The sequence below is a fragment of the Plantactinospora sp. B6F1 genome, assembly GCF_040120695.1.
In the GTDB taxonomy this organism is placed as follows: domain Bacteria; phylum Actinomycetota; class Actinomycetes; order Mycobacteriales; family Micromonosporaceae; genus Plantactinospora.
The window spans coordinates 63,057-78,380 of sequence record NZ_JBEEAC010000009.1; the positions used below are offsets into that span (position 1 = coordinate 63,057).

14 protein-coding genes and 1 riboswitch are annotated in these 15,324 nt (G+C 72.1%); of the genes, 4 read left to right on the forward strand and 10 right to left on the reverse strand.

Features of this window, described 5'->3' with window-relative positions; translation table 11 throughout:
- The first annotated feature begins 177 nt into the window (after positions 1 to 177).
- From ABNF97_RS14515 to ABNF97_RS14525, 3 genes are all read left to right on the forward strand, one after another.
- Entirely contained in the window at positions 178 to 1,245 is a 1,068-nt protein-coding gene (locus ABNF97_RS14515) for an LPXTG cell wall anchor domain-containing protein (protein ID WP_349338845.1), read from the forward strand.
- 6 nt (positions 1,246 to 1,251) lie between these two features.
- Positions 1,252 to 1,914 carry a hypothetical protein gene (locus ABNF97_RS14520; protein WP_130465272.1) on the forward strand — a complete coding sequence of 221 codons (663 nt, stop codon included), beginning with the start codon at positions 1,252 to 1,254 and terminating at the stop codon, positions 1,912 to 1,914.
- 139 nt (positions 1,915 to 2,053) lie between these two features.
- The gene (locus ABNF97_RS14525; protein ID WP_165436884.1) at positions 2,054 to 2,221 is read left to right on the forward strand and encodes a hypothetical protein; all 168 of its coding nucleotides are present in this window, start codon (positions 2,054 to 2,056) and stop codon (positions 2,219 to 2,221) included.
- Positions 2,222 to 2,272: 51 nt separating this feature from the next.
- On the opposite strand, the gene groL is transcribed toward ABNF97_RS14525, so the two are convergent.
- Positions 2,273 to 3,895 (reverse strand): chaperonin GroEL, encoded by a 1,623-nt coding sequence (gene groL / locus ABNF97_RS14530; protein WP_130465273.1) that lies wholly within the window; start codon positions 3,893 to 3,895, stop codon positions 2,273 to 2,275.
- A 769-nt stretch (positions 3,896 to 4,664) separates the two neighbouring features.
- Positions 4,665 to 4,868, reverse strand: coding sequence for a cold-shock protein (locus tag ABNF97_RS14535; protein WP_033342363.1), 204 nt, complete (start codon positions 4,866 to 4,868; stop codon positions 4,665 to 4,667).
- A 506-nt stretch (positions 4,869 to 5,374) separates the two neighbouring features.
- On the opposite strand from ABNF97_RS14535, the gene ABNF97_RS14540 reads away from it, so the two are divergent.
- On the forward strand, positions 5,375 to 5,872 hold the full coding sequence (locus ABNF97_RS14540) for a GNAT family N-acetyltransferase (protein ID WP_349338937.1): 498 nt from the start codon (positions 5,375 to 5,377) through the stop codon (positions 5,870 to 5,872).
- A gap of 76 nt (positions 5,873 to 5,948) precedes the next feature.
- Here the strand turns inward: ABNF97_RS14540 and paaN are convergent, their stop codons facing one another.
- The 8 genes from paaN to stsB form a co-directional block, all read right to left on the reverse strand.
- Positions 5,949 to 7,622 (reverse strand): phenylacetic acid degradation protein PaaN, encoded by a 1,674-nt coding sequence (paaN, locus tag ABNF97_RS14545; protein WP_349338846.1) that lies wholly within the window; start codon positions 7,620 to 7,622, stop codon positions 5,949 to 5,951.
- Between the two features lie 65 nt (positions 7,623 to 7,687).
- The gene (locus ABNF97_RS14550; RefSeq protein ID WP_349338847.1) at positions 7,688 to 8,704 is read right to left on the reverse strand and encodes a GNAT family N-acetyltransferase; all 1,017 of its coding nucleotides are present in this window, start codon (positions 8,702 to 8,704) and stop codon (positions 7,688 to 7,690) included.
- Between the two features lie 467 nt (positions 8,705 to 9,171).
- Positions 9,172 to 10,467: a threonine synthase gene (gene thrC, locus ABNF97_RS14555; protein ID WP_349338848.1), complete on the reverse strand. Its 1,296-nt coding sequence runs from the start codon at positions 10,465 to 10,467 to the stop codon at positions 9,172 to 9,174.
- A gap of 13 nt (positions 10,468 to 10,480) precedes the next feature.
- A riboswitch (SAM riboswitch) is annotated at positions 10,481 to 10,597 on the reverse strand.
- A gap of 90 nt (positions 10,598 to 10,687) precedes the next feature.
- Entirely contained in the window at positions 10,688 to 11,623 is a 936-nt protein-coding gene (locus tag ABNF97_RS14560) for an ABC transporter permease (protein ID WP_349338849.1), read from the reverse strand.
- Positions 11,620 to 12,558: an ABC transporter ATP-binding protein gene (locus ABNF97_RS14565; RefSeq protein ID WP_349338850.1), complete on the reverse strand. Its 939-nt coding sequence runs from the start codon at positions 12,556 to 12,558 to the stop codon at positions 11,620 to 11,622. The genes ABNF97_RS14560 and ABNF97_RS14565 overlap by 4 nt, the downstream gene beginning before the upstream one ends.
- Positions 12,555 to 13,523 carry a S24/S26 family peptidase gene (locus ABNF97_RS14570; RefSeq protein WP_349338851.1) on the reverse strand — a complete coding sequence of 323 codons (969 nt, stop codon included), beginning with the start codon at positions 13,521 to 13,523 and terminating at the stop codon, positions 12,555 to 12,557. The genes ABNF97_RS14565 and ABNF97_RS14570 overlap by 4 nt, the downstream gene beginning before the upstream one ends.
- On the reverse strand, positions 13,520 to 13,825 hold the full coding sequence (locus ABNF97_RS14575; RefSeq protein ID WP_165436885.1) for a PqqD family peptide modification chaperone: 306 nt from the start codon (positions 13,823 to 13,825) through the stop codon (positions 13,520 to 13,522). The genes ABNF97_RS14570 and ABNF97_RS14575 overlap by 4 nt, the downstream gene beginning before the upstream one ends.
- Positions 13,822 to 15,306 carry a StsB family radical SAM/SPASM domain sactipeptide maturase gene (gene stsB, locus ABNF97_RS14580; protein ID WP_130465279.1) on the reverse strand — a complete coding sequence of 495 codons (1,485 nt, stop codon included), beginning with the start codon at positions 15,304 to 15,306 and terminating at the stop codon, positions 13,822 to 13,824. Before stsB ends, ABNF97_RS14575 begins: the two co-directional genes overlap by 4 nt.
- Between the last annotated feature and the right edge of the window lie 18 nt (positions 15,307 to 15,324).

Genomic DNA, 15,324 nt, shown 5'->3' on the forward strand with positions numbered 1-15,324 from the left:
CCATCGTGCCGTCGCCGACCCGGCGCAGGCCGGCGCCTGAGTACCCGCCCCGCGCGATATGAGTGCCCCGGGACTCATGCCAGCGGCGCGGCGCTGTGCTGGAGTAGCTCGGTCCGGGGTGCGGTGCCCCCTCGCCGTGACCTGCCACCGTCGTTCCAGCCGAAGGTTGTTTCGTTGATGCGTGTCCCCACCTGGTTGCGTAGCCTGCTCGCTGCCCCCGGCGCCGCCGTCCTGCTCGCCGGTGGCCTCATCCTCGGCTCGGCGTCCCCCGCGCACGCCGATCCGCCCCCCATCACGTTGACCGAACGCTGCGGCGTCGCGGTGCTCAGCTGGGACACCGGCACGATCGGCGGCGAAGAGACGTGGGCGACGACCGTGCTGCGCAACGGTGTGGCGGTCGACCGGTTCGAGATGCGCGAGCGCGGCAACCGCCGGTACGGCGCCGCCGACCGGGACGCCTTCGTCGTGCGGCGTGCCGGGCTGCCGGACGTGAACCTGATGTTCCGCGAGCCTGACGGATGCGCGGACGTCCCCCGGCTGACGGTCACCGCCGGGGCCCAGTGCCACGTGCTCGAACTGCGCCTGTCGAACGAGGGCACCACCGCGGTCACCGGGCTGCGGCTGTACACCCCGGCGAGCCCGGCGGCGGAGGAGCTGGCACCGGTGCCGCCGGGCGCGGTGACGCTGGTGCGTCGGCTCGCCGACGGTGACAACTACGCGCTCGTCGGCGGGGCACCCGGGCCCGAGCAGGTCACCTGGATGGTGGGAACCTACCGGGAACCCGCGGGCTGTGGTCCGGACGCCATCGCGGTGGAGGTCGCGGACGCCTGTGCCGGGGTGCGGGTCGCACTGAGCAGTCGGGCCGACGGAGCCACCCGGGTCACCGTGCTGGTCGACGGCGTCGCGGCCGTGCACCGGGTGGTGCCGGCCCGCGCGAACGACACGTTCACCGTGCCGGCCGGGCCTGGTGCGGTCGTGGTAGTCCGGAACCCGGAACTCGGCCTGGACCTGGCCACGCACACGGTCCGGGCGGTGCCCTGCGGGTCACCGACCCCCGACGGCAGCGCCGGTCCGGGCAGCGGTCCGGGAGGTGGCGACGACGATGCCGGCGCGGGCGGTGGCCTGCCGGTCACCGGTACGCCGGCCGTCGCGCTGCTGGTGGCCGGAGGGCTACTGCTGGCCTCCGGTACGGCGGTCCTGCTGGTCGCACGTCGTCGCCGGATCCGCTTCACCGGTGGGGACTGAGCGGCGATGGCCCGGGAGCTGCCGGGGTACGCGGCGGCCGCCACGGCGTACGTCACCGTCTGGCTCCAGAGTGCACAGACGCCGCCCGATCCGGGGCTGGGTGAGGCTGTCCGTCAGCTGTCCGAGCTGATCCGGCGGCGACTCGACGACGACGACGCCATCGGCGCCACGTACCTGTTCCAGAGCCCGCGCAGCGGCAGGGCACGCCGCACGTTCGCCCGGGATGTCGAGCTGGCGGCGCAGGAGCACCCGGGATTCGCCACCGCGCTCCGCGCCGCGGTCGACGGACTCGGCGCGGCCCGAGGGCTCGAGTTCCTGCTCTCGTCCGGCGGGGCGGCCGTCGTCCACTCGGTCGTTAAGGGCGACCGGCGAAATCCCGACACGTTCCGGCCCGGCCTGGTTGCGGCGTTGGGCGGCGCGGCGCCGGATCTGATGCTCGGCGCCGCCGGCCAGGCGGCCGCCGCCGAGGAAGCCGCCACCCGCACCGGTACGGCGCCACGGCAGGCACTGTTCCGGACGCTGTTCTCGATCTCCGTCGTCAGTTTCACGGTGATGTGGGTCGCCGGTGTCCTCCGGGCGATGCCGCTCTGCTACGGCGCGGGCGTCGTGTTCCTCCTCGTCGCCACACCCACCGCCGTGTGGCATCGGACGCGGCGCCGGCGGGCCTGACTCCACCGCCGGCAGGAGATCCGGGTACGCGGTCGTCGTCGGCGTCGACGGTGCGGTCGCAGGGCGGCGTACATCGAGACCGCGCGATTTGCCGATGTAGCCGGCCCGCGCCTCCTACCGTTGCGGTGGAGGAGGAAGTATGACGGAGGACGACTACGGGGACGCCGAGTGGCGGGCAGCGGTTGACGGGGGCGACGACCTGTCTCCCGAGGAGCCGGTGGCGCCGGCGGACGACGCGCCGGTCTCGATCCGGGAACCGTTCAGCCAGGCGGAGAAACGACGGAACCAGCGGCGGATGCCGACATGACGAAGGGGCGGACCGCTGACGCGGCCCGCCCCCACGACGTGGAGCCTGGACTCAGAAGTCCATGTCCCCGCCGCCCGGCGCGGCCGGGGCAGCCGGGGTCTTCTCCGGCTTGTCCGCCACCACAGCCTCGGTGGTCAGGAACAGGGCCGCGATCGACGACGCGTTCTGCAGCGCCGAACGGGTCACCTTGGCCGGGTCGATGATGCCGGCCTGGAGCAGGTCGACGTACTCACCGTTGGCCGCGTTGAGGCCGTGCCCGGCGTCCAGGTTGCGGACCTTCTCGACCACGACGCCACCTTCGAGGCCGGCGTTGACGGCGATCTGCCGCAGCGGGGCGTCCAGCGCGATCTTGACGATCTGCGCGCCGGTCGCCTCGTCGCCAACCAGGTCCAGCTTGTCGAAGGCGGTCTTGCCGGCCTGCACCAGCGCGACACCACCACCGGGGACGATGCCCTCCTCGACGGCGGCCTTCGCGTTGCGCACCGCGTCCTCGATGCGGTGCTTGCGCTCCTTCAGCTCGACCTCGGTGGCCGCGCCGACCTTGATCACCGCAACACCGCCGGCCAGCTTGGCCAGGCGCTCCTGCAGCTTCTCGCGGTCGTAGTCGGAGTCGCTCTTCTCGATCTCGGCACGGATCTGGTTGACCCGACCGTTGATCTGGTCGGCGTCACCGGCACCGTCGACGATGGTGGTCTCGTCCTTGGTCACCACGACCTTGCGGGCCCGGCCCAGCATGTCGAGGCCGACGGCGTCCAGCTTGAGGCCGACCTCCTCGCTGATCGGCTGTCCGCCGGTCAGGATGGCGATGTCGCCCAGCATGGCCTTGCGGCGGTCACCGAAGCCCGGCGCCTTGACGGCGACGGACTTGAAGGTGCCCCGGACCTTGTTGACCACCAGGGTCGCCAGGGCCTCGCCCTCGACGTCCTCGGCGATGATGGCCAGCGGCTTACCCGACTGCATGACCTTCTCGAGGATCGGCAGCAGGTCCTTGACCGTCGAGATCTTGCTGTTGACGATCAGGATGTACGGGTCGTCGAGCACGGCCTCCATCCGGTCGGGGTCGGTCATGAAGTACCCCGAGATGTAGCCCTTGTCGAAGCGCATGCCCTCGGTCAGCTCCAGCTCGAGCCCGAAGGTGTTGCTCTCCTCGACGGTGATGACGCCTTCCTTGCCGACCTTGTCCATCGCCTCGGCGATGATCTCGCCGACGCTGGTGTCACCAGCGGAGATGGACGCGGTGGAGGCGATCTGCTCCTTGGTCTCGACGTCCTTGGCGAGCTTGCTCAGCTCCTCCGAGACGTTCGCGACGGCGGCCTCGATGCCCCGCTTCAGGGCCATCGGGTTGGCACCGGCCGCGACGTTGCGCAGGCCCTCACGGACCAGCGCCTGGGCGAGGACGGTCGCCGTCGTCGTGCCGTCACCGGCGACGTCGTCGGTCTTCTTGGCGACCTCCTTGACCAGTTCCGCACCGATCTTCTCGTACGGGTCCTCGAGCTCGATCTCCTTGGCGATGCTCACACCATCGTTGGTGATGGTGGGGGCGCCCCACTTCTTCTCGAGCACGACGTTGCGGCCCTTCGGGCCCAGCGTCACCTTTACGGCGTCGGCGAGGGTGTTCATGCCCCGCTCAAGGCCGCGGCGCGCCTCCTCGTCGAACGCGATCATCTTGGCCATACGGCGTTGTCCTCCTGGACACTCACGGCCGCCGGAGCCTTGTCGACCCCGACCTACCGCCTGGTTACGCACCTTCGGACGTCACTACGGCACTGGCGGACGGGGTCTGCCGACACCCAAGGGTGCCTGCTCGACTCCGTCGCGCTGTGCGACAGTGACGTCCGCCGGCCGGGCCGGACAGCCCGCGACGACCGGCCATGTGCCGCACACCCGCTCCACGGGCCCGCGACCGTGGCCCTACCGCCCCGACCTTGGCACTCACGGGGTGCGAGTGCCAACCACTTGTTTAGCACTCTCCCATGCCGAGTGCAAGCGAGTGGGTCGGTTGACCCGAGTCCCAGGGCGGGCCGGCGGCGGCCGGGGGATCGACGGGAGACCGGCGCCCGGACGGGACCGGAAGTAGGGTCGAACGGGCAGCCGAACTGGGCAGCCGGACCGGGGCGCCAGGACCGAACCCCGGGGGCCGGAACGTGGACCCGTCCAGCGTCCTGGCGCGGACCCGTCCCGCGACCTGGTCCGGCCGGACCGGCCCGCCGCGACCTGGCCCCGCAGTGGACCGGCCCGCAGTGGACCGTCAACCGGCCGGCAGTGGACCGTCAACCGGCCGGCAGGCGACCTCCGTTGTGCAGGCACACCTGCATGGCGTGTCGGCGCAACGGGGGGAGTCCGGACTGGGCCGGCAAGGGAATCCCCGACCGGGGGTGCACCGGCGGTGGGATGGTGACGGAACGGGGTCGAGCCCTCAGCGGCGGGCCGGTGGCCCGACAGCTCAGGCGATGACCCGGACCTTTTCCGCCTGCGGGCCCTTCTGCCCCTGGGCGATCTCGAACTCGACGCGCTGACCGTCGTCAAGCGCCTTGTAGCCGTCCATCTCGATCGCGGAGAAGTGGACGAAGACGTCCTGCCCGCCATCGACCGCGATGAAGCCGTAGCCCTTTTCGCTGTTGAACCACTTCACGGTGCCCTGCGCCACGGTGCACTTCCTTACTTCGGTCGCGTCGGAGCTGCCCGAGCTCCGGCGACGCCGTATGCCTGCCGGGGCCAACCGAGTCGCCGTTCTCCAAATGGATCATGTATTTGGAGTCCAACAAATCGAGCGGCCGAATCCGCACGGTACACCAAGGTCGGGTCGCAGCGCACTAGGCCAAAACGGTCACCGGTCCCCCATCCGGGCGGTCCTTTTCCGGCCCGACCCATTGGCGATCGTCGCTACGCAGCTCAACGGGCCCGTACAGAAACCGAACGCGGCACCGTCACCCCCCGGAACTGGTCGCCGTACGGCGTGCGACCATGACGGACGTGCCGGCTTCCATCCCGCAGACCGCCGCCGAGCCGGAGTCCGGGCACTCCACCGACCGGGCCGGAGCGGCTCCCCCGGACCGGTCCACCGGGACGGGCAGTTCCGGTCTCCGGCCGAACGCCAAGAGCGGGCCGGCGCCCGGCGCCGGGAAGGCCGGTGTCGGGTGTCCCGGCCGCGACCTGCCACCGGTCCGCCGGGTACGCCCCGCCGACGCCGCCCGGGTCCGGGCGATCCGCCTGGAGATGCTCGCGGACTCGCCACTGGCCTTCCTGGAGACGCTCGCCGACGCGGCGGCCCGGCCGCACGCCGAGTTCGCGGCCCGGATCGCCGGGATGTCGACCGGGCACCGGACGGCAGCCTTCGTCGCCGAGGTCGACGGTCGGGTCGTCGGGCACGCGGGTGGCCAGGCGGCGCCCGGTCAGCCGGAGCTCACGGTGGTCTTCGCGGTCTACCTCACCCCGGCCTGGCGGGGCAGTGGCCTGCTGGACGCCCTGGTCGAGGCGGTGGCCGACTGGTCGAGGGCGGCCGGTCGGCAGGAGTTGCTGCTGGAGGTGGTGGTCGGCAACGACCGGGCGGTACGGGGCTACGAGCGGCTCGGCTTCGTCGACACCGGGGTACGGGTGGCACACCCGACGGTGCCCACCCTCCGCGAGCTACAGATGCGCCGCGCCGCCTGACCCGGCACCCCACCAGCGCCCAGCCCGGTCGGGAAGGGGCCCTTCCGCTACCGGAAGCGATAGCGGGGGCCCTTCCTTACACGTGCCGGCGGGCCTGCACCACCCGGAACCGGCTGGCGACGTAGGCGCCGTCGGTCAGCGCGGCGTTCGCCGCCGGGTTGGCGCCGCTGCCGTGGAAGTCCGAGAACGCCGCCGACTGGTTGACGAAGACCCCGCCGGTGAGGTTGCAGGAGAGGTGCACCCCGGTCTCGATCGCCGCGCTCTCGGCCGCGTCCAGCACCCCCGGGTCGGTGGAGTAGACCGAGGCGGTCAACGCTCCGCGCTCACCGACGGTCTGCCGCAGGATCGCCAGGCTGTGCGGGGTGGAGTCGGTGGCGATCACGAACGAGATCGGCCCGAACCACTCCCGCCCGTACGTGCCGACGTCGTCCGCGCCGAGCTTAGCGATCAGCGGCGTACGCACCACCGCGCCCGGGTAGTTCGGGTGCTCGACCGGGCGGGACGGCAGTACCGGCTCACCGATCCCGGCGACCTCGTCCAGCCGGGCCAGCACGCCGTCGTTGACGATTGCGCCGATCAGCTCGACCGCCCGGGCCGGGTCGCCGGTGAGCTTGCCGACCGCCCCGGCGATGCCCTCGGCGACCTCGTCGAGACTCTTCTGCCCCTGGTCGGTCTCGATCCCGCCTCGCGGCACCAGGATGTTCTGCGGGGTGGTGCACATCTGCCCGCTGTAGAGGACCAGCGAGAAGCCGACGTTGCGGCACATCCCGGCGAAGTCGTCGGTCGAGTCGACCACGACCGTGTTGACACCGGCCTTCTCGGTGTAGACGACGGCCTGCCGGGCGTTGGCCTCCAGCCAGTCGCCGTACTCGGTGGAGCCGGTGAAGTCGACGATGCGTACCCGGGGGTGCAGCGCCAGGGTGGAGGCGAGCCTCTCGCCCGGCGCCTCCGGGGCGAGCAGCATCAGGTTCGGGTCGAAGCCCGCCTCGGCGAGCACCTCGCGGGCGTACCGGACGGTGATGGCGAGCGGTAGCACGGCCCGGGGGTGCGGCTTGACCACCACCGGGTTCCCGGTGACCAGCGAGGCGAACAGCCCGGGGTAGCTGTTCCAGGTCGGGAAGGTGTTGCAGCCGATCGCCAGGGCCACGCCGCGCGGCACCACGTGGAAGTTCTTGGTCATCCGCAGCGGGTCACCCCTGCCGGCCGGCTTCTCCCAGTCCGCCGTCGCCGGGTGCCGGGTCATCTCCCGGTATGCGTAGGCGAGCGCCTCCAGCGCCCGGTCCAGCGCGTGCGCGCCACCGGCCTGGAACGCCATCACGAACGCCTGCCCGCTGGTCGCGTGCACCGCGTTGGCCAGTTCGAAGATGTTGGCGTGCAACCGGGCGAGGATCTCCAGGCAGACCCCGACCCGGGTCTGCGGCCCGGCGTCCCGCCAGGCCGGCAGCGCGGCCGCGGCGGCGGCCAGCAGCACCTCCGGGTCGGCGTGCGGGTAGGTCACCCCGAGGTCGATGCCGAACGGGCTCGCCTCGGTGCCGACCCAGTCGCCGGTGCCGGGCTGGTCGAGCGGGAACTTGCCACCCAGGTACGCCCGGAACGCCGCCTCACCCTCGGCGGCGGCGGTCTCGCCGTAGACGCGAGGGCTGGGTGACTCCGGGTAGGCGGACCAGTAGGAGCGTTCGGTGATCGCGGTGAGTGCCCGTTCCAGGGTGTCGGCGTGCCGGGCGTAGTGGGGGTGCGGGGTCTCCGTCATCCCGCCATCATGCCGCACCGGCCCGGCCGGTCCCAGCCTTCCGCACCCGGGGCGGGCGGCGCTGGTCAGAGGGTTGCCTGCCAGCTGTTCATCCCGGCGACCGCACGGAATCCCAGCGCCTCGTTGATCGAGATCATGTGGCCGTTCACCGCGGCGTTGAAGGTGTCGAGGACCCGCAGCGCCGGCTCGTGCTCCCGGATGTGCCGGAGGTTGTCGACCTTGATCACGATGCCGAGGCGGTGTCCCCGGTGTGCCGGCTCGACCAGGGTGATCTGCTGGAACCCGTGCCAGTCGCAGCCGGCGCTCATGCCGATCGCGGTCCAGGCCACCAGGGTGCCGGTCGCGTCGTGCCGGGCAGCGCTGTTGTACCAGTGGTGGCCGCGCTCCTGGTGCGCCTGCTCCATCTCCCGCAACCGGGTCACCTCCGGTCGGGCCGCCTCCCAGGTGAGGTCGCCGAGCGGTGCGTCGCTGATCAGGCGGCTGTCGAGGTAGGCGATGTCCTCGGCGTACTCGTCGGGGGTCGGGCCCTGCCAGCGCACGACCGAGTAGCCCTCGGCCCGGGCCAGACCCTCGGCCAGCAGCCGGTCGAGTTCCGCGTCGTCGAGGGTGGTCAGGTCGAGCCGGCGGCGTACGTCGGCCAGCGCCGCCTTGGCGCCAATCGCGGCGGCGAAGGCGTCGCCCGGCGCCGTCGGGGCTGCCTCCGGGCTCGTTGTCGCCACCTCGCCGATGACCCGCTTGCGGCCCTCCTCCCGGACGATCCGCACCGCGTACTCGTAGAGAGCGCGGCCGACACCCCGGCGTCGGTACTCCGGGTGGACGGCGAGCACCAGCCCGGCGTTCTCCAGGTTCTCCCGCTGCGGCAGCGAGATCCCGAGGTAGCCCACGGCCACGCCGTCGAGATGACCCAGTGCGTGCCGGTCGTCGTCGCCCGGCCAGGGGCGCCGGAGTCCCGCGAAGAAGCGCTGCCGGGAGAGCCTGGGCAGGTCCGGCTGGTCGGCGGCCCTAGCGGCGGCCTCGATCTCGTACGCCCGCTCGGTGGCGGCGACGTCGGCGACGTCCAGTGGGGTGACCACGATGTCCATGGTCCTCGAGGGTGCCGGTTGACCGAGCCGGGCGCGACCGAATATCGAGGGAGCTAGGCGGGGGAATTCGATTGATCGACGTCGAAGGATGCGGGTCAGGGTTCGTTCGACGAATGCGCGTCAGGGGAGCCGCGTCGCGCAGAACGGCCGGGCGACGGCGTCGGCCCGGCCGGGAAGAATTTGGTCGGGAGGACGCCCGCACAACGCCTCCGGCGCTGGGTCGTTAGAGCTTTGAAAGTCTACGGCGGTGCGTCCTCCCGCATGGAGCATCTTGCGTCGTGCAGATGCAGGCGTCAAGCCCTCCTCCGTGCGTTTTCGTCACCCGTGGCAAAACAGCAGCTACGCACCGCATCTGTACCGCCGGGCCCGGCGTGCTCCCGGCGACACGGAACGACCTCACCTGCAAGTTGCACGTGCATCTGCCCGGGCAGGCCAGGGCCGGTGCCGAAAATTTCCCCGAGAAAAATTCAGCCGAGCAGCCCGGCCTCGCGGGCCGCCCGCAGCGACGGCTTGACCCGGTACGTCGGACCGACCAGCGCCGCCACCGCGTCGAGGGTCTTGAGTCCCTCGCCGGTGTTGTAGACCACCGTCTCGGCGTCCGGGTCCAGCCGGCCGCTCGCCACCAGCTTGCCGAGCACGGCGACCGTCACCCCGCCGGCCGTCTCGGCGAAGACTCCGGTGGTGCGGGCCAACTGCCGGATGCCGGCGCGGATCTCGTCGTCGTCGGCGTAGTCCATCCAGCCGCCGGTGCGGCGGACCGCCTCCAGGGCGTAGAGCCCGGCGGCCGGGTCGCCGATGTTGAGCGACTTGGCGATCCCGGTCGGCCGGACCGGGGTGATCACGTCGGTGTCGGCGTGCAGCGCGGCGGCGATCGGGTTACAGCCGGCCGACTGGGCGCCGAAGACCTTCCACCCGTTGGCCGGCGCCTCGACCAGACCGATCTCGACCAGCTCGCTGAACGCCTTGTCGATCTTGGTCAGCAGTTCACCGCTGGCCATCGGGATCACCACCTGCTCGGGAATCCGCCACCCCAGCTGCTCGGCGACCTCGTAGCCCAGCGTCTTGGACCCCTCGGCGTAGTACGGCCGGACGTTGACGTTGACGAACGCGGTGTCGGCGAACTCGTCGGTCTCGACCAGCTCCCCGCAGAGCCGGTTGACGTCGTCGTACGAGCCGTCGATGGCGACCACGTCACCGTCGTAGACGGCGGTGGTCACCACCTTGCCCTGCTCCAGGTCGCCGGGAATGAAGACGATCGACGGTACTCCGGCCCGGGCCGCGTGCGCGGCGACCGAGTTCGCCAGGTTGCCGGTCGAGGCGCAACCGAACCGGGTGAAGCCGAGACCACGGGCGGCGGTCAGCGCCACCGACACCACCCGGTCCTTGAACGAGTGGGTGGGGTTGGCGCTGTCGTCCTTGATCCAGAGCGGTGCCCGGATGCCCAGCTCGGCGGCGAGGCCGGCCGCCGGGACCAGCGGGGTCAGCCCGGGGTCGAGGGTGACCCGGGCGCTCGGGTCCTGGCCGGTCGGCAGCAGGGCGGCGTACCGCCAGAGGTTCTTCGGGCCGGCCTCGATGTCGGCCCGGGTGACCCGGGCCAGGGTCGCGGCGTCGTAGCCGACCTCCAGCGGGCCGAAACACTCGTAACAGGCGTGCTGCGCCACCAGCGGGTAGTCCGTGCCGCAGCCGCGACAGACGAGCACGCGGGCGGGGTTGGGGGTTACCTGGCTGGTCTGGCTGGGGGTCGCGTCGATGATCGACGTCATGGCGACTGCCGTCCTCTCATCTTTCCCTGGCGCCGCACCGCGCGGCGGGGACGGATTTGGCACCTGCTCCGCCGTGGAGTGGTTGCCGGGGCGTCGTCGGGCCGTATCCCTCAGCCCCTCTGGATGAGGTATGAAGTTGTGCCGTCAGTCTACGGGTCCGGGGGGCCGCTGTCCCGGGTCTGTTTTCGGTGTGAGCAAGATCCCGGTCCGGGGCGCCGGCTCAGAGCGCCCGGGACTGCCGCAGCAGGGCCCGACCCACCCCGGCCACCGCGACCACGCCGACCAGCCCGAGCAGCAGGAAGTACGGCCAGGCGCCGGCGAAGCCGCGCAGCAGCGCCTCGCGCAGCGCGGTGACCCCGTAGGTGACCGGGTTGACGGCGGCGAGGATCCGCTGCACCGGCCCCAGGTTCTCGATCGGATAGAACGACGGGCTGGCGAAAAGCAACACCGGGGCCAGCACGTTCACCAGCACGGTGAACCGCTGGAAGTCCTGCACCAGGGTGGCGAGCAGCAGGTAGAGCGCGTTGAAGGCCAGTGCGGCGAGCAGCGCCCCGCAGAGCAGCGCCACCCACCTCTCCGTCGGCCAGCGGCCCCGGAAAAGAGCCGCCGAGACCGCCAGCGCGGCGACGGTCTGGGCCAGTACCAGGGCGGAGCCGGCGAGCAGCTTGCCGGCGACGTACTGCCGGCGGGTCAGCGGGTACGACCACAGTTCCAGCGCCATCCCGCTCATCCGCTCCTGGAACAGCGCCGTACCCGAGGTGGTGGCGGCCGCCAACAGCGAGGAGAACATCAACGCCGGGATCGCGAAGTCCGGGTAGCTGACCGGCCGGCCCCGGTAGTTGACCTCGCCGACCAGCGCGGTGAGCGAGGTGGCGAAGAGCGCGATGTAGACGGCGGTCGGCACCACCGCGAGCAGCAGGTTGGTGCGGTTGCGGGTGAGCAGCAGCCACTCCCGCCGCAGCGTCGCGGTGAGCCCCGAGCCCTGCCAGGGCGGTGGGGCGGCGGCGTCCCGGTCGACCGGACCGGGTGTGGTCACCGGGCCGTCACCTCCGACCGTCGGGGTCACCGGGCCGTCACCTCCGACCGTCGGGGTCACCGGGCCGTCACCTCCGACCGTCGGGGTCACCGGACCGTCACCTCCGACCGTCGGGGTCACCGGGCCGTCACCTCCGATCGGGTCAGCGCCACGAAGGCGTCCTCCAGCGATGCCGTCGCCAGCTCCATGCTGTGCACGGGGATCTCCAGCTCGGCCAGTTCGGCCAGCAGCCGGGGCAGCCGCTGCCGCAGGTCCGGCCCGGTGAGCATGATGTCGTCGCCGCCCCTGACCGCCGCCAGGCCGAGCCGTCGCGCACCGGCGGCAACCGCCGGCCAGGCATCCTCCGATCCGGTACGCAGCCGCGCCCGTGCCTCGCCGCGTTCGTCCCGCAGCTGGTCCGGGCTGCCGTCCCGGACCAGGCGGCCGTGGTGGATCACCAGTACCCGCTCGGTGTTGCGTTCCACCTCGTCGAGGTAGTGGCTGGTCAACACGATGGTCAGCTCGTGCCGGGCCCGCAGCTCGTCCAGGGTGGCCCAGACCCGGCGCCGCCCCTCGACGTCGAGCCCGGCCGACGGCTCGTCCAGCAGCAGGATCCTCGGCACCCGCAGCAGGGCCCGGACCACCTGGAGCCGCCGTCGCTGCCCGCCGGAGAGGGTGAAGACGAGCTGCTCCTCGCTGCCGGTCAGCTCGAAGGCGCCGAGCAGCTCCTCGACCCGGGAACTGGCGCTTCGCCAGGACAGGCCCCGGAACGCGGCGGCGATCTTCAGGTTGTCCCGGACCGTCAGCATCATGTCGAAGGGTCCGGACTGGTGCACCACCGCCACGTCCCGCTTCGCGCCGGCGTCGGGGCGGCGGCCGTGCACCAGGATCTGCCCGGAGCTGGGCGGGCAGGCGCCGCAGACCATCTTGAGCAGGGTGGTCTTGCCTGCGCCGTTCGGGCCGAGCAGTCCGACGGACTGGCCGGGCGGCACGCTGAAGTTGAGCCCGTCGACGGCCGGGGTCGCGGCACCGGCGTACGTCTTGCACAGGTCGGCCGCGACGATCGCCGGGCTCATCGCGCACCGCCGATCGCCGGCTCGGCCGAGAACCCCGACGGCGGTACGCCGAGCGTGGCGAGGACGATCCGGATCTCGTCCTGCGGACCGGTCTCCCGCAGGGGTGGGCCGGTCCGCAGGTGGTGATCGACGTCCTCCGGGGCGACCACCGGTTCGACGCCGTCACTTCCGTCGCCCCATCCGTCGCCCCAAGCGGCGCCCCACCCGTCGCCCCAAGCGGTGTCGCGTCTGGTGTCGCGTTCGGTGTCGCGTTCGGTGTCGCGTTCGGCGGGTCCGGCTGCCGGGTGTGCTGCGGGCCGCCCGAACCGGCAGCCGAGCACGATGTCGAGCCGGTCCACCGGACGGGCCGGGCGGCTCCGGCCGACGAGCCCGGTACGCAGGTCGTCCACCGGTCGTACCGCCGCCGGGGAGATGCCGACGGTCACCCCGCCGAGCGCGTCGAGCGCGTCGAGCGCCCGGCGTACCCGGTCGGGGAGGGCGGAGCCGGCCGCGAGGTGGCGTACCCGGACCAGGGTCGCCGAATGGCTGGCCCCCGCTGCCGGGAGCCGGTGATCGGTCTCCGGTACCGCCCAGGCCGCCGCCCCGGCCAGCCAGAGCGTGACGCCGTCCGGGAGCGGTACCGCCGCTTCGGTACCGTCCCGGGCACCCGGGGCGCGCGCCGGGACCTGCGGCACCCGGCCGAGTACCGCCGCCCGGGGCACCGGTGGGTCGTACAGCGGCAGGTTGTCGCCGGCCGTCAGCAGGTGGTCCGGCCGCCAGACGACCACCCGGTGCACGACGATCCGCTCACCGTGCTGGTAGGCGACGACCTCGCCGGGGCGGAGCCGGTCGAACTCGACCGGTTCGACCACGACGGTTCCGGCCTGCAGCGCCGGCAACATGCTGGAGCCGCTGACCGGCACCCGGGCGGTACGTCCGGCGGCCAGCGCCGCCCGGACCAGATCGGCGAAGCCGGCTCCGCTCACCGGTCACCGTCCCCGCCGCCCGGCGCCGGTTCGGGGGTGCCGAGCAGGTTGCGGGCCTGGAGCAGCGCGACGAACTCGCGGACGTCCCGGCCGATGACGTCGCGTTCCCGCTCGTCGTCGCTGCCGAACTCGTCGGCCAGCTCGCGGATCACGGTCTCGACGTCACTGCCGGCGGCGAGCCGCCGCCAGATCAGCGCGGCGCTCGCGTTGAACGTCTGGAACTCACCGTCGTCAGGGTTGTAGAGCCGGACCTCGTCCTCGTTGTCGACCCAGACGATCTCGGGGTTGATTCCGACCGTCACGCGGCACCTCCCGCTCCGGTGACCAGCAGCGGCAGCGACCGGCGGGCCCCGGCGGGCGGGGACCAGGTGCGCCAGTCGTCGTACACCGGGTGCACCGAGCCGTCCCGGACCAGTCGGGGCACGGTCATCTCGGACTCCCGTTCCAGCAGGTCGGCACCGCCGAAACCGGTGGAGCGCCAGATGTTGGTGATCATCGAGTGCCGGAGGATCCGGCAGTGGTCGCGGCTGTTCCGCTTCACCGAGCCGGACTCGGCGGCGTGGTACGCCCGGCAGCCGCCGCCGCAGGCCGCCCGGATGTAGCAGCGCCGGCAGTCGGCGAGGTTCTCGCCCTCGAAGACGTTGTTCGCCCGCAGGTCGGCCAGGACGGGTGAGGCGAAGACCTCGCGCAGCGGCTGGGTCCGGACGTTGCCGGCCTTGTGCAGCGGGCCGGTGACCAGCTTGCAGGGGTAGACGTCGCCGAGCGAGTTGATGTAGATCTCGGTGCCACCGAGCCCGCAGTTGGCCCGGATCGAGCAGGGCTTGACCGCCTTCGGGCCCTCGGTGAGGATCTTCCGGGCCACCGGGTTCGTCCAGGTGAAACGCTGCACCGCGAGGTGGTGCTCCCAGCCGAAGTGGACGCCGTCGGAGGCGCCCCGGCCGATCCCGGTGTGGTTCATCATCCGGACCTTGCTGAACTCGATCCCGTCCAGGAACGACATCAGGTCGTCCAGCCCGGACAGGTTCTCCGGCGACACCACGTGGTTGATCGCCGGTTTGACACCGGCGGCGTTGAGCAGGGTCAGCCCGCGTACGGTCTGCGCGAAGGTGCCCTCGCCCCGGGTCTTCTCGTGCGTCTCGGCGGTGCCGCCGTCCAGGCTGACGGTGACGCTGGCGAAGGTGTCGGCGATCCGCCGGGCGGTGGCGGCGTCGCGGATCCGGGTCCCATTGGTGATCATGTTGACCCGCAGGCCACGGCTGCGGGCGTGGTCGGCCACGGCGAAGAAGTCGCGGCGCAGCATCGGCTCGCCGCCGGTCAGGATGAGCAGCTCCGCACCCATGTCCGCGATCTGGTCCACCAGGTCGAGGGACTCCGCCGGCTCCAGTTCGCCGGGGAGCTTGCGGGTGGAGGATGCGTAGCAGTACGGGCAACGCAGGTTACAGCCGTCGGTGATGGCGTAGTAGACCATCTTCAGCGCGGGTTCGGCCGGCCGGACCCGGGGCTGCTGGCCCGGCAGGTAGACCAGCCAGTTCAGCACCAGGGTGGCGAGCACCCGTTCGAGTTCGGTCCGCCCGCCCGGCTCGGTCGCCGCCGCGGTCGGTCCGGTGGCCCAGGCCGGCGGCGGGGCATCACCGGCGAGCGCCCGCAGCAACCCGAGTTCGTCCTCGGTGAGCACCGCCCAGGCGGCCAGGCCGGGATTCTCCACCAGATACCGGTCCCGGCACTGGAAATAGACGAGGTCGTCCGGGACGACCAGCGAGTTCCACATCGTCGACAGCCGCATGACCACTCCCTTCCCCGC